This window comes from Moraxella sp. TY6 (assembly GCF_048551375.1).
Classification (GTDB): domain Bacteria; phylum Pseudomonadota; class Gammaproteobacteria; order Pseudomonadales; family Moraxellaceae; genus Faucicola.
On record NZ_JBLYZJ010000008.1, the window covers coordinates 85751 to 103736 of the forward strand.

At 44.0% G+C, this 17986-nt stretch carries 18 protein-coding genes; 4 read left to right on the plus strand and 14 right to left on the minus strand.

Translation table 11 applies throughout. The features are described from left to right. Nucleotides 1-19 precede the first annotated feature (19 nt). Together ACK1U4_RS07645 and ACK1U4_RS07650 are read left to right on the plus strand one after the other, a co-directional pair. Nucleotides 20-2317 carry a FimV/HubP family polar landmark protein gene (locus tag ACK1U4_RS07645; protein WP_419400636.1) on the plus strand — a complete coding sequence of 766 codons (2298 nt, stop codon included), beginning with the start codon at nt 20-22 and terminating at the stop codon, nt 2315-2317. An 86-nt stretch (nt 2318-2403) separates the two neighbouring features. Next, the gene (locus tag ACK1U4_RS07650; RefSeq protein ID WP_419400637.1) at nt 2404-3135 is read left to right on the plus strand and encodes a hypothetical protein; all 732 of its coding nucleotides are present in this window, start codon (nt 2404-2406) and stop codon (nt 3133-3135) included. Here the strand turns inward: ACK1U4_RS07650 and ACK1U4_RS07655 are convergent. The 4 genes from ACK1U4_RS07655 to ACK1U4_RS07670 form a co-directional block, all read right to left on the minus strand. Continuing rightward, on the minus strand, nt 3132-3668 hold the full coding sequence (locus tag ACK1U4_RS07655) for a gamma carbonic anhydrase family protein (RefSeq protein ID WP_419400638.1): 537 nt from the start codon (nt 3666-3668) through the stop codon (nt 3132-3134). The two genes, ACK1U4_RS07650 and ACK1U4_RS07655, sit on opposite strands and share 4 nt — an antisense overlap. A gap of 68 nt (nt 3669-3736) precedes the next feature. Beyond that, nucleotides 3737-4832, minus strand: a protein-coding gene (gene prfB / locus ACK1U4_RS07660; protein WP_419400639.1) for a peptide chain release factor 2 whose coding sequence is annotated in 2 segments (ribosomal slippage) — nt 3737-4759 and nt 4761-4832 — 1095 coding nt in all. Because the reading frame shifts where the segments join, the coding sequence is not laid out codon by codon here. Between the two features lie 123 nt (nt 4833-4955). Then, entirely contained in the window at nt 4956-5366 is a 411-nt protein-coding gene (arsC, locus tag ACK1U4_RS07665; RefSeq protein WP_419400640.1) for an arsenate reductase (glutaredoxin), read from the minus strand. A 17-nt stretch (nt 5367-5383) separates the two neighbouring features. After that, nucleotides 5384-6676, minus strand: a complete 1293-nt coding sequence (locus ACK1U4_RS07670; protein WP_419400641.1) for an arsenic transporter — start codon at nt 6674-6676, stop codon at nt 5384-5386. A 67-nt stretch (nt 6677-6743) separates the two neighbouring features. On the opposite strand from ACK1U4_RS07670, the gene ACK1U4_RS07675 reads away from it, so the two are divergent. Then, on the plus strand, nt 6744-7007 hold the full coding sequence (locus tag ACK1U4_RS07675; RefSeq protein ID WP_419400642.1) for an ArsR/SmtB family transcription factor: 264 nt from the start codon (nt 6744-6746) through the stop codon (nt 7005-7007). 12 nt (nt 7008-7019) lie between these two features. On the opposite strand, the gene ACK1U4_RS07680 is transcribed toward ACK1U4_RS07675, so the two are convergent. Both ACK1U4_RS07680 and ACK1U4_RS07685 read right to left on the minus strand, forming a co-directional pair. Then, complete coding sequence (locus tag ACK1U4_RS07680) at nt 7020-7700, minus strand: HAD family hydrolase (protein ID WP_419400643.1); 681 nt, start codon at nt 7698-7700, stop codon at nt 7020-7022. A gap of 28 nt (nt 7701-7728) precedes the next feature. Next, a complete protein-coding gene (locus ACK1U4_RS07685; RefSeq protein ID WP_419400644.1) occupies nt 7729-8625 on the minus strand; it encodes an energy transducer TonB in 897 nt (298 codons plus the stop codon). A 196-nt stretch (nt 8626-8821) separates the two neighbouring features. On the opposite strand from ACK1U4_RS07685, the gene ACK1U4_RS07690 reads away from it, so the two are divergent. Then, nucleotides 8822-9517, plus strand: coding sequence for a hypothetical protein (locus ACK1U4_RS07690; protein WP_419400645.1), 696 nt, complete (start codon nt 8822-8824; stop codon nt 9515-9517). Here ACK1U4_RS07690 and ACK1U4_RS07695 read toward each other — a convergent pair. The 8 genes from ACK1U4_RS07695 to nuoH all read right to left on the minus strand — a co-directional run bounded on the left by ACK1U4_RS07695 (nt 9508) and on the right by nuoH (nt 17982). Further along, entirely contained in the window at nt 9508-10320 is an 813-nt protein-coding gene (locus ACK1U4_RS07695) for a ferredoxin--NADP reductase (RefSeq protein WP_419400646.1), read from the minus strand. The genes ACK1U4_RS07690 and ACK1U4_RS07695 overlap by 10 nt on opposite strands. Before the next feature lie 88 nt (nt 10321-10408). Then, nucleotides 10409-11893, minus strand: a complete 1485-nt coding sequence (gene nuoN, locus ACK1U4_RS07700) for an NADH-quinone oxidoreductase subunit NuoN (RefSeq protein ID WP_419400647.1) — start codon at nt 11891-11893, stop codon at nt 10409-10411. After that, entirely contained in the window at nt 11893-13479 is a 1587-nt protein-coding gene (gene nuoM / locus ACK1U4_RS07705) for an NADH-quinone oxidoreductase subunit M (protein ID WP_419400648.1), read from the minus strand. Before nuoM ends, nuoN begins: the two co-directional genes overlap by 1 nt. A 5-nt stretch (nt 13480-13484) precedes the next feature. Continuing rightward, nucleotides 13485-15392: an NADH-quinone oxidoreductase subunit L gene (nuoL, locus tag ACK1U4_RS07710; protein WP_419400649.1), complete on the minus strand. Its 1908-nt coding sequence runs from the start codon at nt 15390-15392 to the stop codon at nt 13485-13487. 7 nt (nt 15393-15399) lie between these two features. Then, nucleotides 15400-15723, minus strand: a complete 324-nt coding sequence (nuoK, locus tag ACK1U4_RS07715) for an NADH-quinone oxidoreductase subunit NuoK (protein ID WP_419400650.1) — start codon at nt 15721-15723, stop codon at nt 15400-15402. After that, a complete protein-coding gene (nuoJ, locus tag ACK1U4_RS07720; protein ID WP_419400651.1) occupies nt 15723-16370 on the minus strand; it encodes an NADH-quinone oxidoreductase subunit J in 648 nt (215 codons plus the stop codon). The genes nuoK and nuoJ overlap by 1 nt, the downstream gene beginning before the upstream one ends. Beyond that, entirely contained in the window at nt 16367-16918 is a 552-nt protein-coding gene (gene nuoI, locus ACK1U4_RS07725) for an NADH-quinone oxidoreductase subunit NuoI (RefSeq protein WP_419400652.1), read from the minus strand. Before nuoI ends, nuoJ begins: the two co-directional genes overlap by 4 nt. 29 nt (nt 16919-16947) lie before the next feature. Next, entirely contained in the window at nt 16948-17982 is a 1035-nt protein-coding gene (nuoH, locus tag ACK1U4_RS07730) for an NADH-quinone oxidoreductase subunit NuoH (protein ID WP_419400697.1), read from the minus strand. Between the last annotated feature and the right edge of the window lie 4 nt (nt 17983-17986).

Sequence of the window (17986 nt, forward strand, 5' to 3'; positions counted from 1 at the left end):
TAAGATTAAGGAGAAAGGCATGGATCCTATGATGATTGGTATCGCCGCTGTCGTAATTGTGGTAATATTGCTGGGCGTGTTCTTGGTGATGAAAAAACGCCAATCAAGTGACAATACCACACCAACGGCAAATTTAAACCGCCCAAAAACATTGGCAGAGCAACAACAAGAACTACAAGCTCAACGCCAACAACAACCTACGACACCTGCTGTTATGGCAACACCAGTCGAAGAACCTGCCTCCACTACTGATCTAGAGCTAACGACGGCTCAAGACTTTATTGAAAAACAAGACTATGGCAGTGCAGCTCAAACCCTTAAACAAGCGATTCGACAAAATCCTAAGCGTGCTGATTTACAGCTAATGCTACTCAACACCTTTGCCTTAGCCAAAGATTACGCCAGCTTTAATGCTTTTTACCCAAATGTCGCAAAGCTTGCTGATCCTGTCGTAAGTTTACAAGCCAAAAACCTAAAAAACCTACTTGATGAAGAGCAATCTTTTATTGAGCAGATTCAGCACCAAGAAGAGGTGATTGTTGATGATGACAAGCCTTTAGAGTTTGATTTTCTTGACCAAGCGGAACAAAGCCTTACCACAACATCACCTGCTCCTGCTGTCGCACAAGTGGCGAATATCCCTACGCCAATGCCTGTGGCTGATAACGACTTTTCCTTTGATTTGGGTATCGACACACCTGTTACTGCAAGCAAACCAACGCCAGCCCCTGTTGTTGCCCCAACGCCTGTGGTAGAAGAAGAGTTAGACTTTGATTTTGATATGGATATGCCTGCGGTCAGCAAAGCACCCAATCCATCAATTAGCCCATCAGTTATTCCATCCACACCTGCACCTACGGTAGTTTCAACACCTGCAGTGGAAGCGGATCTAGACTTTGATTTTGATATAGATACGCCTGCTGTCAGTCAAGCACCTGCACCTGCTGTGGTCGCACCCAAACCTGTGGCAGAAGAGCCATTAGACTTTGATTTTGCGATGGATACACCAAGCATCAATGAGCCAATGGCTAACCCTGCACCCACTACTGAGGTATTTGCGGTATCCGAACCCACTGTTGCCATTCAACCTGCCACCACTCAACCTGTTGAAACGGCTCAAACCGTGGCGATTGACGACAGCTTTGATGACTTTGATTTTGACATCAGTACAACTGAGCAACCTGCTCGTGTAACCGCTGTCGCTGACATCCCTGCTGTACCTGCCAACAAAGCAGATATGGTTGAAGATTTTGACTTTGATTTGTCTGACAATTGGGATGAACCAAAAGCAGATGCCCCCACTATGCCAACAGCTAGCCAAAATCCAACACCAGCCCCATCGGTTGTGAACGTTGAGTCTGAGCCATTATTAGCTGATGATTTGGTATTTGACCTTGATACTGACCCCGTTGCTCCTGTCGCACCTCAATCAACCGTTGCACCACAGCCTATGCCGTCTGTAGAAGCGGATAATCTATTTGATTTTGACGCCAATGAGGTTGATTTAACCGTACCAACACCAACCACTGCTTCTGTTCCTCAAGCTGAAATGATTGCAAAAGATACTGCGGTAGACTTTAGCTTTGACGAAGATTTTGCATTGGATATGCCAAGCACCACTGCAGAGCCTTTGGTAGAACCTGCTTTGACTATTGCAACTACCAAAGAGAATACCCCTGTCGCCGATAGCATTGACTTTGGCTCAGACTTAGATTTGGATTTTGGTACACTTGAAACCGAACCTCAAGCAACGACTCTAACCGCTCCTGTCGCACCTAATTTTACCGTTGAACCCGAAGTTTTAGGGGATAATGTCGAAGATACATTAAGTCAGCTTGATGCCTTATATGCCCCCTCTGCGGAACAACCACCTAGCGTAACTGCTGATACCGTCACCGTAGCAGAGCCTGCTCCAATAGTTGATAGCATTGAAGGCGTTGATGAATTTGATTTTGATTTAGACTCAAGCTCAGATAGCGTAGAAGCCCCTGTGGTTGAAACGCCAGCACCAACGGTGGAAGCCCTTACTAGCGAGAGTGTTACAACAAATCCTGCAAGTATTGAACAGCCAGTGGCTACACCTGCTGAAATCACAACAGATGCGGTTACTACAGCAATGCCTGTCAGCAATATATTAGGCAATACATTTGATTTTATTCAAGAATTGGATGTCACTCAGCTCAATATTGACCTTGCAGAACAATATATCCAATTGGGTGAATATGACAGTGCCAAACGCCTATTGGATGAAGTTAGCAACACCAATGACATGGCATTACAAAGCAAAATCAATAGCTTACTTGAAAAAATCGGTTAATATTGATTGATTACAAAAAAGGACGGTTCATTGGGCTGTCCTTTTTTATCACCCCCTTACCATAAGTCAGCATAAGTTGAATGACCATGATAAACAAAGTTTTAGGCTCACACGCTCATAATCTTACGGTCTTACATTACACCCATGTCAAAATATCAGCACAGCGTGTTTTAGCTGTACCTCTTAGCAATCATAAACCACGCAATCAGCACATACAAAGCCTCAGTGCCTCAAATGTTGAAGAAGAGCTTATCCCTTCAGCGATTCACCTTAGCCAAACAGAAATCCATCAATTAGAGCAATTTGATACCACCAAAAAACCGATCAATACCTCACTCCCTTCTGCCCATCCATCTTCAGAAAATGCCTCTCACACGACTAGTCACCCTCAGTATGTGAGTGACCCACAAAATCATAGACAAACTGTCAACCCATCAGATCAACCACTGGCAGAGATTATATTGCCCAAACCTAGCTTGATGAGTCGGCTATGGCAAATGCTAGGTGTTACCTTAATTTTTGCTATTTTTGGGTCACTATTGGACTGGTTAACCAACTTAATTAAACTGTTTGGCTCGGTAGGCAATGCGGAAATGGTATGGCTATTTTTACCAATTTTAACGGTATTGGGGCTAGTGAGTGGCTGGTTTTTTGGCACAAAAGCTGTGGATATGATTTTTGGGTTATTTCGCACCACGCCTTATGAAAACAACCCAAGCAACGATGATTATTCATTTTCATCAGGCTTGCTAAAAGCCATGGGCATTGGGTTGTTATTGGGATTGATGGGTTGGGTATTGCTGTTAATGCTAAATTAGGCAATAAAATCAACTGCTTTCAGACTATGTTTAAAACTTTGGGCTTTTGCGACATAACTTTTTGCAGAGAGCTTTAACATTTCGATTTGTTGCTCACTCAAAGTTTTGACGACTTTGGCAGGGCTACCAATGACCAGTGAGTTATCAGGGATTTGCATATTTTCGGTGACAAGGGCATTTGCTCCTACGATACAGTTTTTGCCAATCACCGCATTGTTTAACACCACTGCCCCAATGCCGATAAGGCTGTTATCACCGATGGTACAGCCATGAAGCATAGCAAGATGCCCGACAGTCACGCCTTTACCGATGGTGACAGGAATGCCAACATCCGTATGAATGACGCTGTTTTCTTGAATGTTGGTGTCATCGCCTAGGCTGACTGGGGCATTATCGGCACGAATCACCGCTCCGAACCATACGCTGACGTTATCGCCAAGCACGACATCACCGATGACTTCTGCTGAGTCAGCGACCCAGCCTGTAAAGGGGGCTTTGTATTGGGGTTGTTTGTCATTCCATTGATATAGCATGATTGTTCCTTAGGTTGGTTAAAAAAGGGCGTATTCAATACACCCCTACTCGTTATAAAACAGAAAAATTATAACCCTGCTTTTAAACTCGCTTCAATAAATTTATCCAAATCCCCATCCAGTACCGCTTGGGTATTGGATGTTTCCACGCCTGTGCGTAAATCCTTAATCCGTGAATCATCCAACACATACGAGCGAATCTGACTACCCCAACCGATATCCGACTTACTATCCTCAAGGGCTTGCTGTTTTTCCATTCGCATTTGCATTTCACGTTCGTACAATTTGGCACGGAGCATTTTCATCGCCGTATCACGGTTAGCGATTTGGCTACGTTCATTTTGACACGCCACCACAATACCAGTCGGTTGGTGGGTAATCCGCACCGCAGAATCCGTGGTATTAACGTGCTGACCACCTGCCCCACTTGAGCGATATGTATCAACCCGCAAATCGGCAGGATTGATGTCGATTTCGATATTATCGTCAATCTCTGGCGACACAAACACCGCTGAAAACGAGGTATGGCGACCATTGTTGCTGTCAAACGGCGACTTACGCACCAAGCGATGTACGCCAATTTCGGTGCGTAACCAACCAAAGGCATAATCGCCTTTGACATGAATGGTTGCCGACTTAATGCCTGCCACACCGCCTGCCGATACTTCCATGACTTCGGTTTTAAAGCCTTTGGCTTCCGCCCAACGCAAGTACATTCTAAGCAACATTTCCGCCCAATCTTGGGCTTCTGTACCGCCAGAGCCTGACTGAATATCGAGATAGCAGTCATTGGCATCCATTTCACCGCTAAACATACGTTTAAACTCAAGGTCAGCGACTTTGGCATCGGCTTCGTCCAGCTCGGCTTGTACGTCTGCCAACAGGCTTTCATCTTCGGCTTCTTGAGCCAGTTCGAGCATGGCACGAGCGTCTTCGAGTTTGTCATCAAGGGCGGTAATCACGCCAACGATGTTGTCCAGTTGGGCTTTTTCTTTGCTGATTTTGGTGGCACGGGCTGAGTCGTTCCACAATTCGGGGTTTTCGAGTTCTAGGTTGACTTCTTCGAGGCGTTCTTGCTTGGCTTCGATGTCAAAGATACCCCCGAAGTTGGTTGCCACGGTCGGCAAGGTCTTTGATGCGTTCTAAATATGGGTTGATTTCCATGATGATTTACCTTTAAATCTTGATTAAATACAATTAAAATCGGATATTATAGCATGATTGTTATGAATAATAAAAAAGGTGCGTTCAACGCACCCTACATAAAAATCAAGTCTAAGTAAAATTTTACCCTATTGGCTCAATTTTTTCGCCATCTTCTTTGACAAACACCTCTGTCAAAGGCGTATCAATCAAATCGAGTACGACTTCCGAGGGACGGCATAGCTTTGCCCCTGTATCACTCACCACAATCGGACGATTGATTAAGATCGGCTCGACTAACATGGCTTGAATTATCTCATCATCGCTGATAGTCGGATTATCCAGTCCACGTTCCGTATAAGGGGCGACATTCACTCGCAAAAGCTGTCTTGGTGTGATGTCCATTTTGCCAAGTAACTCACGCAAGGTCGCCTCATCTGGCGGTGTTTCCAAATAGTAAATCACCGTTGGCTCAATGCCAAGATGTTTAATCAAAGCTAACGTATTGCGAGATGTGCCACAGTTTGGGTTGTGGTAAATCGTGATATTTTGCATGGATTTTCCTTTTTTAATCATTGAGCAACTGGCAACCACACCGCCAAGGCGACTAACGTGGCTATCAACACAGGTAAAGTTAAAATAATGCCGACTTTGATATAATATCCCCAACTGACGGTGATATTTTTACTTGCCAAAACGTGCAACCATAGCAAAGTCGCCAATGAACCAATTGGGGTAATTTTTGTGCCTAAATCACAACCTATCACATTGGCATACACCATCGCTTGCTTGACAACAGGGTCTTGAATACTCGCCCCATCAATCGCAAGGGCTTGAATTAGCACGGTTGGCATATTATTCATCACCGATGATAGCCCTGCCGACAGCAAGCCTGTGCCAAGGGTCGCTGTCATCACGCCTTTATCCGCCAGTTGGTTGAGGCTATGCGATAAATAGTCGGTCAAACCTGCATTTTTTAGCCCATACACCACCAAATACATACCAAGCGAAAATATCACCACTTGCCAAGGGGCATTTTTGAGAATGGGAAAAACAGCGATTTTCTGCCCCATTTTTGCCACCATGAACAATATGACCGCCCCAATCCCTGCAATCAAGCTAATCGGCACGCCCATCGGCTCAAACACAAAAAAGCCCACCAACAGCAACGCCAACACCACCCAACCCATGATAAAGGTGTTTTTATCACGGATAGCCGACTGGGGTGGCTCTACCAAATCCAAGCCATACACCAGCGGAATGTCCTTGCGATAAAAACCATACAGCACCAACAGGGAGGTGACGACCGCCACCAGATTGACAGGTAGCATGACTTTGGCATACTCGGTAAAAGAGATGTCAAAAAAATCTGCGGATACAATATTCACCAAGTTTGACACCACGAGCGGAATACTTGCCGTATCAACGATAAACCCTGCCGACATAATAAACGCCAACGTGGTCGCAGGTGAAAAACGCAATGTGGTCAAAATCGCAATCACAATCGGGGTCAAAATCAACACACCCCCATCATTGGCAAACAATGCCGACATCACCGCCCCAAGTAATACGATAAATACAAATAATCGTTTAGCACTACCTTTTGCCATCTTGGCAATGTGTAGGGCAATATAGCGAAAAAACCCCGCCTCATCCAATAGCAAACTAATGATGATAATCGCAATAAAGGCAAAAGTCGCATTCCACACAATATCCCACACCATAGGGATATCGGCAAGCGTGATAACACCCAAGCCCAATGCCACCAATGCCCCAATGCTAGCCGTCCAGCCAATACCCAAACCTTTGGGTTGCCATATCACCACGACCAAAGTCGCTAAAAAAATCAACAACGCAATAACCATTGACGACCTTCAGAAATCTGCTAAAATTGCGAGATACTATAATCTATATATTTGGATATGTAAATATATGAATAAAACAGATTTTTTAAAAGCCTTAAGTGACCCCTCACGCCTCAAGATTGTGTTACTCCTGCAACAAAAACAAGCGTTATGCGTGTGTGATATTATCAGCGAGTTACAACAGCCTCAACCGACCATCTCACGGCATCTCAATCAACTCAAGCAAATCGGGATTTTGGAAAGTGAGCGTAAAGGTACTTGGATTTGGTATGCGATTAGCCCCAATCTACCAAACTGGGCAAAAGCAGTGATTAAGAGTTTGGAAGAGTAGCGTATATTGGATTTAAATCCGCCAATCTTCCACCACCCAATGATGAGCAAGGGCATGAGCGTGCAAGATATCATCTGGACACACGCACACTGGCACATCCGCCCATTCCAATAACGGCAAGTCGTTACGAGAATCCGAATACGCATAGGTTTTGCCAAAACTAATGCCTTGCTGACTCTGCTCATCAATCCACGCCTGCAAATTCAGCAATTTACCGTCTTTAAAATTCGGTCGCCCTGCCACTTTACCTGTATAACCCTCCGCTGTCAGCTCAAGCCGAGTCGCCAACACATCACTTTCCGCCACACCAAACAACTTAGCAATCGGCACAACCACAAAATCATTGGTCGCTGACACCACCAAAATCTTATCACCACGCTCACGATGAGCCTTGATAGTATCCATCGCTTTAGGTCGCATATTGGGAATTATCCAACGCTCTAAATATTTCTCTCGCCAAGCATATAAATCATCCAGTTGTTGCGACTTTAAAAAACTCGCCACAAATTCATTATACTCAACTGGGTCAAGGGTGCTGGCGATATAGTCTTGATAAAATTTATCATTGGCTTCTTCATACACGGCTTTATCCACCAAGCCTTGCTGTACGATAAACTGCCCCCAACTGTGGTCGCTATCCACATCAATCAAGGTATGGTCGAGGTCAAATAACGCAAGGTCTTGGGTGGTCATGGTGGGTTCTCTTTTGGGTTTGGTATGATTAATTTTCCGCACTATCCACCGTCAAGCTATCACCAAATCGCCAAGTACGAATAATCCGAAGCTCTAAGATATCTTTCATATCTTTGGTAAACGCCCCAAATGGAGCAGCTTTTCGCACAGAATTTTTGGCAGCCTCATCAAGAATCGGTGAGCCAGACGACTCTAGCACTTGCAAGGCTTTCACTTTACCTGTTGGATCAATAATGACCAATAAACGCACATCACCTTTTAAGCCTTTGGCACGAGCTTCTTGCGGATATTGTTGATTACCGATATGGTAGGCTTGCTGACGGAAATTTTCGATATATTTGGCGGCTTCACCTGTGGTGGTTGAATTACTGCTGATGGTTTGCACGGCAGATTTTTTGGCAAGCAGTTGTTGATTGGTACTAATTTTAGTTTCAAGTGTGGCTATTTGCTGTTGTAGGCGTTGCTCTTGTGCCTCAAGATCACTGGTGTCCTTTTTCTTTTTATTGTCATTTTCTTTATTGACTTCTTGCCAACTAATAGTAGTGCGTAGATAGCTTTCTTGGTAGGCTTGTTGGCGAGTTTTTTGTTGTTGGGTCACGATATCGTCCGTTTGATTGACACTATCCGACTCGACAGGGCTGATGGTATTGTTTTCAAAACGCACTTTTTCATCCGACTCACCACCACCTTCTTGACTGGCATTGGCAATAAAATCAGCTTTTTCGTTTTTTTGGATATTTTCGGTCAAAACCGTGGTCACTTCCTGCACCGCTGCTGTGGGTGATGCTCGGTCTTCAAAACTGATACCAAAAATCAGCAAAGCATGCAACCCCACAGCCGTCAAGGTCGAAAACCATAACACACGGTCATCGTGATGGGCGATTTTTTTAAAATGATAACTGCGACTGTCTTTGATATGTACCAAAACTCACACCTAATTACTTGGCAAACACACTATTTTACAACAACTCGTCTATGAAAGTTTATACAATTTTACCATAATAGACTAAACCAACGATTTTACCAAAAAATGCAACGACTAAAACATTTATTTCTGCCTTTTTATACCCTATAATCAGCTAATTATAACCAAATAACCAACCAATTAAAGAGAATTGCCTGTGACCACCCACGCCCATCAGATGCTTGAATTTTTGCAACCGTATGTTCGGCAATTTTCTACTGCGTCCTTACAAAAAGCACAATATCTGTATGATAAACTGGAAGATGGGGTGCAACAAGAATTTTTCATCCCTGCCAGTGAAGCCCAAGTTAATCAAGCCTTGACCCGCTTTGTGGTCAATAATGTCAAACAATTGCTTGACCTGCATTTAGAATTACACAATGGTTGGTTGCGTCTGTATGCCACAGTCAATTACCAAGGGATTTTTGCCAAACTGGCGGTCAATCTCGGTTTGGTACACGTCCAACTCGACCGCCATCGCCAACGCTTTGTATTTAACCAACTGGGCGATACCGAAGTATTAAGCCTATATACCAATTCCTACCTCAAAACCCAAGCCATTAATACCGCCATTTGGGGTTTTCATCGAGTGTTAAAACGTGACCCTTTGGGGTTAATTTTGGGTAAAATTAACTTGGTACGCCAAAAAGAAGACGTTTTATATTTGGACATCGGACGTTGGTTAAAAAAGAGCGAAAAAATCATGTCCACGCTCAATAAAGTGCAAGTCAATCATGGGCTATTGGTCGAAAAACAACTACTGCTCAAAGCCAATGCCAACATCGCTGAGGTCTTGAATCTTGGCGGTTCGCAACAACTCATTAGCGAAGCGGATAATCCGAATCACCAATAATTTTCCACCGCAATATTCCCCTCGCCTCGGCGGTTCATGGTTAATCCCCTCGCTTTTAGAGCCTCTTTGGTGTCCTCCACCATCTGTGGATTACCACACAACATGATATGACTGGACGCAGGGTCAAATGTCAGTCCTGCCTCTTGCTCCAACTGACCATTAGCAATTAACACAGGCAACCGTTCCGTCAAACCTGCAAAATTTGGCTCACGAGTGATAATAGGTATAAAGCGAAAATTTGCACCGTTTGCCTCGCTATAGGTGGCTTGTAGCGTGTGGATTTCATCAAGATAGGCTAATTCTTGGCAAGTTCTAGCACTATATACCAACACAATTTCACGATACTGCTCCCATACCTCAAGGGTTTTGAGAATAGACAAAAATGGGGCAAGCCCTGTCCCTGTCGCCAGTAACCAAAGGTCTTTGGGCAAAGGAGCTTGATAACGTGCTAACGTCAAAAATCCAAATGGCGTGGTATTCAAATATAAGTGGTCGCCCACCTGCAAATATTGCAATTTCGCCGTCAATGCCCCATCTGGAATCACCACCGAAAAAAACTCAACAAACTCATCATAGGGCGATGACACCACCGAATACGCTCGAAAAATCAGTTCATCACTGACCGATTCGTTCATGCAAACCTCAGCAAAATGTTGCAATTCACTGGGCTTCATACCCAACCGCACAAACTGCCCTGCGGTGAACTTAAGCCCTTGTGGACGAGTCACACGAAAACTAAATAACGTATCCGCCCATTGCTTTACAGCCAATACTTCTACGCTAACTGCGGTGATATCTGACATCATTTGACCTTATTTTAAACCAAAAAAAAATGTATCTTAATGGTGGTTAAGATACATTTTTTTCACACTAAATGGTAGCTAAATACGATTAATAAATTTTTACCAAAGTCAATATTTTAGCCAATCCATCTGGGAAAATACCCAAGTATAACACAGCAAGCGTCACCAACATCACCATAATACCACCTGCTTGGATACCCCAGTGATTCACTGCATCGTAAGCTGGCTTATCTTGAGGACGTTTGAACAAGGTTACCATCAAGTGCAAATAATAATACAAACTAATCGCACTACCTAAAATAACCATTGCCACCAACCACCAGCTTTGTGCTGATACCATCGCAAAAATCGCAAAGAATTTGCTGATAAAACCAGCAGTTAACGGAATCCCTGCCAATGACAATAACATCACGGTCAATACTGCGGTTAGAATTGGGCGTTGCCAAAAAATCCCACGGTAATGGTCAATATGCTCGGCTTCACCATGACGTTTGTAAGGGCTAGACATAATAGTCACCACACCAAATGCACCGACTGTCGTCAAAGCATACACCGCCATATAGAGGCTCGCAAAACCGACCGATTGGTCTTTTACACTGCTAATGATTGCCAATACATAACCCAAATGGGCGATTGAAGAATAAGCTAGCATACGTTTGACATTGGTTTGACGTAATGCCAATAAGTTACCCACAATCATGGATAAACTCGCAATCACCACAATCACCGCATTAATCGCAGGTAAGGCAAGCGTGGCAGTGGTCAATAAGAAACGTAAGCCCAACGCCAACATAGCAACTTTGGCAACACTACCTAAAAAAGTCGCCACAGGTGCTGGTGCACCTTGATACACATCCGAAGTCCATGTATGAAATGGCACAGCCGATAGTTTAAAGGCGACCCCAAATACCATCAAGGCAGAACCGACCACCACCATTGGTTGGCTAAAGGCTTGCTGTATGCCAGTCACCACACCCATACCGATACCACGGAACGCCAAAGAACCTGTCGCTGAATAAATCAACGCCATACCCATCAACATCGTGGCAGAAGCGGTCGCAGATAGCACCAAATATTTCAGCCCTGCTTCCAACGATTTGCCTCTGGCATAAGTATACGCCAACATACCATACATCGGCACAGACAATAGCTCAAGACTCACAAAGAACGAAGCCAAATGGTCGCTACAGACCATAAACAACGCCCCAAGCGTGGCAATCAACATCAACAAATACAGCTCTTCTCGGGTATCATCATAGCCTTCGATATAGCCATACGCCAACGTAAAACATGCCAATGAACTCACCAAAATCACCAACATATTAAACTGGGCAAAACCATCCACCACAAACAAGGAACTAACAAACCCTTGACTGGGTGAAAAATACCCCAACATTTGGGCAATCAGTACCAACAACGCCACATTCAAACCGACAACACTGAGCGTACCTGCTACCATATTTGAGCGTTTGACCGCAATGGCAATCATCACCACCACCACTGTCAATGATAAAATCAACATGGGGGCAAATGGCATGAGCATATTGCTACTTAACGGCATTACTGCATTCATTATTTGACCTCCATATACGCAAATGGCTCTTGTGATACAGGGGCAACATTGAGCTGATGATACGCTTGCTCAATCCACTGCATACTATGGTCAGAAGTATCCAAGAATGACTGTGGATATAGACCCAACCATAACAAACCAAACGCTAACACTAACAAAATTGACGCTTCACGTACATTGATATCACGCAACGGTGATACCTTTTCAATCGTGGCAGTTTTTTCGCCAAACAATGCACGGTAAATCATAATCAAAGCGTACAAACCTGCCCATACCAAACTAAAGGTCGCCAATACCACCACTACAGGATGTGATTTAAACGAACCCAATAAAATTAAGAACTCACCAATAAAGTTACCTGTACCGGGAATCCCCATCAAGGCAGCACTAAAGAACATCAATAGCGGTGGGTAATAACGCATTTGTCCCCACATACCACCCATCAACGTCAAATCACGGGTATGTAAGCGTTCATACAACTGACCACTCATAATAAATAACGCCGCTGAACTTAAACCATGAGCCAGCATTTGAATCATCAAACCTTGGAAACTCATCAACGTGCCTGCATAAATCGCCAACACCACAAAGCCCATATGCGAAATACTTGTATAAGCCAATAGACGCTTGATGTCATTTTGCATAAATGCCAACCACGCCCCATAAAAAATACCAATACCACCCAACATAATTGCAATCGGTGCAAACTGGGCTGACGCTTCTGGAAACAATGGCAACACAAAGCGTAATAAACCATAAGCGGCTGTTTTAATCAAAATACCTGCCAAATCCACCGAACCTGCGGTTGGGGCTTGGGCGTGGGCATCTGGTAACCAGCCATGCAATGGGAAAATAGGCAATTTAACCGCAAAACCGATAAAGAACATCAACATAATTGGATATTGCCATTTACCCAAATCAGTCCCCAATAGCTCCATATAACTAAAGGTCATTTTGCCTGTATAAGACGCATTAATCATCACCAAAATCAAAATACCAATCAGCATGATTAAGCCTGAGGCTTGGGTATAAATAAAGAACTTAGTCGCTGCGTATTCTTTGGTTTTGCCACCTGTGGCGTTATGTCCCCAAATTGCAATCAAGAAATAAATCGGAACAAGCATCATTTCCCAAAAGAAAAAGAACAAAAACATATCAATGGCTAAAAATACACCGATGACCCCACCCAAACTCCATAATAAGTTAAGATGGAAAAAACCCACACGGCGAGTAATCTCACCCCATGAACACGCCACTGCCATCATACCTAAGAAAGCCGTCAAAGCCACCATCAGTAATGACAACCCATCAATCGCCAAATGGAAGCTCACACCCAAGGTATCAATCCAAGGTAATTGGAACTCAGCAAACCATGTGGGTTTGGTCGAAGGTGAAATTAGACTATTCGCCGCACCTACAAACGAACCTTGATGCCACATTACCACCGTCAGCATAAAGGTGATAAACATACCAATAAAAGCAATCCATCTTGGCAAGCGTTCATCAACCTTTTCTACCAACCAACACAGAAACCCTGCAATGATAGGCAAAAAAACCAAGGCGGGTAATAAGAGATTATTTTGCATAACTATTACTTCCCTATCATCATCATTACCAACACCAACAACACTGCCATACCAACACCAAAGCTAGCAGCATACCCTCGTAGCGAACCTGACTGGAAATAACTGGCAATACGATTACCTACCACTGCAAATGCAGGCAAGATACCCCACGTTTTATCCACTGGATCAGATTTTAGCAAACCACCAATCAATAAGAATGGCTTAACAAACACGATATCATACAAGGCATCAAAACCTAAACCGTTATAGCACCAGTAATACATCGCACGACCAATACTTGACTGTTTAAACTGGGTCAAAATCGCCCCTTTATTCAATACATACAAGAAGCCTGCCACCGCAAAACCAGCCAACATCGCACCCATCGCAATAAACTCTGCCGTGTGCTTGCCGTGTGCTTCGCCTGCTTTTTCAAGCAATACCCCATGACTATCTGGCAATACGCCTGCCAATGGTGGTACAAGCATCGCACCCACAGCGGTCGATAACACCAACAACACAACCAAAGGAATTTGATATGACAAACCTGTCAATTTGTGAGCATGGGTTTTTTCTTCACCAAAGAAAGTAAACCAAATCAAACGGAAGGTATAAATCGAAGTCAAGAATGCCCCAAACACTGCCATATAAAATAGATAGATATGACCTGTGGCAAAGGTTTCCCAAATAATTGCGTCTTTAGAATAAAAACCGACCGTTACCCAAGGAATCGCTGCCAACGCACCGCCACCAATCACAAAACACCAAAATACGAGGGGAATAGTTTTGCGTAAACCACCCATTTTAAAGATATTTTGTTCGTGATGAACACTAAGAATCACCGCACCTGATGACAAGAATAACAAGGCTTTAAAGAACGCATGGGTCATCAAATGGAAAATCGCAATTTTCCAAGCCCCTACGCCCAATGCCAAAAACATATAGCCGATTTGGCTCATGGTGGAATACGCTAAAATACGCTTGATGTCAGTTTGTGCCAACGCACAGAAACCAGCCACCAACAAAGTCGTTGCACCCACAACACCCACCCAACTGATTAATACATCAGGGGTCAATAAAAATACAGGGTGTAAACGAGCGATTAAATAAACCCCAGCGGTCACCATCGTAGCAGCGTGAATCAACGCAGAAACAGGCGTTGGGCCTGCCATTGCATCGGCAAGCCAAGAATGTAACGGAATCTGAGCCGATTTACCCATCGCACCCAACACCAACATCACGGCAGCGATATTAATGGTTGGATAATAACTACCAAAAATCTTCACCGTAGAACCTGCCGAAGTGAGCATTTGCCCCACGTTGGCATTGATATCACTAATATTGAGCGTACCCAACTCACAGAATAATAAAAACAAACCAAATGCCAAAAACACATCACCCACACGAGTCACGGTAAAAGCTTTCATGGCTGCTCGACCGTTGGCACGTTCATGGTAATAAAAACCAATCAATAGGTAAGAACAAATCCCTACCCCTTCCCAACCAAGGTACAATAGCACCAAGTTATCCGCCAATACCAATAACAACATACTGGCAACGAATAAATTCATATAACTAAAAAAACGGGCAAAGCCAACTTCACCACGCATATACCATGACGCAAACAGGTGAATCAAAAAGCCCACCCCAGTAATCACGCCCATCATGGTCACGCCTAACCCATCGAGAGCCAAGCCAAATTTGGGTGCAAAACTACCGACTTGCATCCATGTCCATAGCGGATAATGTACCAAAGCCCCTGCTGGGTGGCTGGTCAAAAATGCACTACCTGCCACCAAGGCACATAATGCTGACAAACCCATACTACCCACGCCGACAATGGTCGCCACATTTTCGCTTAGTTTATCACGCAAGGTCGCTAGGATAATAAACCCTAATAGTGGCAGGATAAACGTTAAAGGTAACATACTCATTTTTATTTCACCCTTTCATCTCGTTTGCCGTATCCACATCTAAATGACCACGCTTATGATAAAACTGCAAAAGAATAGCCAACCCAATCGCCACCTCGGCAGCCGCCAAAGTTAGCACCAAAATAAACATAATTTGCCCATCAGGATTGACCCAACGGCTACCTGCCACCACAAAGGCAAGGGCAGCAGCATTCATCATAATCTCAAGGCTCATCAGCATAAATAAAAAATTGCGTCTTACCATCACACCACAAAAACCGATGGCAAATAAAATCGCTGACAAGATAAGACCATGCTCTAATGGCACATGCTCTAATGGAAAGTGTCCCATTATGCCTTCTCCTCCTGAACTTGGCGTAACTCAACTGTCGCTCCTACTGGCGTATCAATCACATTATTGATAGCAGGGGCAGTTACATTACCCATCACACTATTATGACTATCATTTTCATCATCAATGGCTTTTCTTGCCAAATGATAGGCGGCCACCAAACCTGCTAACAATAAAAAGCCTGCAATCTCAACCAATAACAAATATTCTGTGAATAATTTTGCCCCAATCATCTTAGCAGACACAGTTTCACCACCAATATAAGCAGGCATTACCCCAGCTTGGTCATTATGATTCATGCCAATAAGGCTCACCACAATCAACCCAGTGATAAATGCCAAACCTGTTGGCACAGCCCATGCTGATGACGTTAACCAACCACGCTCCATCAACACATTTTGTGTGCCTAAATTGAGCATCATCACCACAAACACGAACAATACCATGATTGCCCCTGCGTAGACGATAATTTCTAATGCCCCTGCAAAGGGTGCTCCAATGGCAAAAAATACCCCAGATAATGCCAACAAAGTGACAATCATATTGAGCAAAGCATGCACAGGATTATCTCTGGTAATCACACGCAAACTGGCAATAATAGCCACCACTGACAATAAATAAAACCCAATCACTGACCCAGTTATCATGGCAATAAGCTCCGTAAATCAATCGGTGCTGACTCATTTTGAGCCGTCCCTTTAGGTTTATCTTTAATCGCCATACCTGTCACACGATAGTAATTATAATCAGGAAATTTACCTGGCCCTGAAATTAATAAATGCTCTTTTTCATACACCAAATTTTGGCGGTTATATTCACCCAATTCAAAATCTGGGGTCATCTGAATCGCCGTGGTCGGACAGGCTTCTTCACACATACCACAAAAGATACAACGTGAAAAATTAATGCGGAAAAATTCTGGATACCAACGCCCATCTTCTCGCTCGGCTTTTTGCAAACTAATACAGCCGACAGGACAAGCCACCGCACACAGGTTACACGCCACACAACGCTCATCACCATCTGGGTCACGAGTTAGCACAATACGTCCACGAAAACGAGGCGGTACAGGCACTGCTTGCTCTGGATACAAAATCGTATCACGCTTGCGAGTGGCATGGCTTGCCACCATCACCAAAGTACGCATGATTGTACCAAAGCCCGTTATCGTATTTTTTACCATATCTAAGTACATAGGTTCTTCTCCACCCCTTATTCTATCACTTAGCCTAGACCATTGCTTCGCCATAGGACAAAGGCAGCCGTACCCAATAGATTAATGAGCGTAATCGGCAAACAAATTTTCCAACCAAAATTCATCACTTGGTCATAACGAGGACGCATCAACGCCCCACGAGCTAGTACAAACATGGTCATAAAGAACAATGTTTTTAGCATAAACCAAAAAATTGGTGGAATAAAACTCAAACCATCAAATAATGGTAACCACCCACCAAAAAACAACACAGTAATCAGCGATGACACCAACACAATATTGACATACTCACCCACAAAGAACATACCAAACTTCATGCCTGAATACTCAACATGATAACCCTCAGCAAGTTCTTGTTCGGCTTCTGGTTGGTCAAATGGGAAACGGTGCGTCACCGCCACACCTGCCACCATAAAAGTCAAAAAGCCGAATAACTGACCAAAGATATTCCAATGCCAAAAACCGCCTGCTTGTGAATACACGATATCACGTAAATTAAATGAGCCAGCCAATGCCACCACACCCATTAATGATAAACCTAAAAACACTTCATAACTAATGGTTTGGGCTGCCGAACGCAAGCCACCTAACAACGCATATTTATTGGCAGATGCCCAACCGCCAAACATCACCGCATACACTGCCAAACCTGCCATCGCAAAAAAGAACAAAATACCAATGTTCCAATCTGCCCCACCCAATGATGGTGATACAGGCACGATGATATAGGCTGCCAACGCAGTAAATAACGAAATCGCAGGGGCTAACACAAAGATAAATTTATCCGCAAATTTGGGTGTCCAGTCTTCTTTAAAGAAGATTTTGAGCATATCGGCTGCCACTTGGAGCGAACCTTCCCAACCGACACGGTTTGGGCCATAACGGTCTTGCCATAACGCCAACATACGGCGTTCGTAAGGAATCATCAAGGCAGCAAAAATCACCACTGCCAAAAAGATAACGATAGACTGGACTGCCAAAAATAGCATTGACCAAACTTCTGGCGACATCATCCCTGCTAACCAAGCAGGTAGCTGAGGCATTTCT

Bases quoted from the DNA above. Each gene is read 5' to 3' on its own strand.
- ACK1U4_RS07645 (WP_419400636.1), top strand. From the start codon at position 20: ATGGATCCTATGATGATTGGTATCGCCGCTGTCGTAATTGTGGTAATA.
- ACK1U4_RS07650 (WP_419400637.1), top strand. From the start codon at position 2,404: ATGATAAACAAAGTTTTAGGCTCACACGCTCATAATCTTACGGTCTTA.
- ACK1U4_RS07655 (WP_419400638.1), bottom strand. From the start codon at position 3,668: ATGCTATATCAATGGAATGACAAACAACCCCAATACAAAGCCCCCTTT.
- arsC (WP_419400640.1), bottom strand. From the start codon at position 5,366: ATGCAAAATATCACGATTTACCACAACCCAAACTGTGGCACATCTCGC.
- ACK1U4_RS07670 (WP_419400641.1), bottom strand. From the start codon at position 6,676: ATGGTTATTGCGTTGTTGATTTTTTTAGCGACTTTGGTCGTGGTGATA.
- ACK1U4_RS07675 (WP_419400642.1), top strand. From the start codon at position 6,744: ATGAATAAAACAGATTTTTTAAAAGCCTTAAGTGACCCCTCACGCCTC.
- ACK1U4_RS07680 (WP_419400643.1), bottom strand. From the start codon at position 7,700: ATGACCACCCAAGACCTTGCGTTATTTGACCTCGACCATACCTTGATT.
- ACK1U4_RS07695 (WP_419400646.1), bottom strand. From the start codon at position 10,320: ATGTCAGATATCACCGCAGTTAGCGTAGAAGTATTGGCTGTAAAGCAA.
- nuoN (WP_419400647.1), bottom strand. From the start codon at position 11,893: ATGAATGCAGTAATGCCGTTAAGTAGCAATATGCTCATGCCATTTGCC.
- nuoM (WP_419400648.1), bottom strand. From the start codon at position 13,479: ATGCAAAATAATCTCTTATTACCCGCCTTGGTTTTTTTGCCTATCATT.
- nuoL (WP_419400649.1), bottom strand. From the start codon at position 15,392: ATGAGTATGTTACCTTTAACGTTTATCCTGCCACTATTAGGGTTTATT.
- nuoK (WP_419400650.1), bottom strand. From the start codon at position 15,723: ATGGGACACTTTCCATTAGAGCATGTGCCATTAGAGCATGGTCTTATC.
- nuoJ (WP_419400651.1), bottom strand. From the start codon at position 16,370: ATGATAACTGGGTCAGTGATTGGGTTTTATTTATTGTCAGTGGTGGCT.
- nuoI (WP_419400652.1), bottom strand. From the start codon at position 16,918: ATGTACTTAGATATGGTAAAAAATACGATAACGGGCTTTGGTACAATC.
- nuoH (WP_419400697.1), bottom strand. From the start codon at position 17,982: ATGCCTCAGCTACCTGCTTGGTTAGCAGGGATGATGTCGCCAGAAGTT.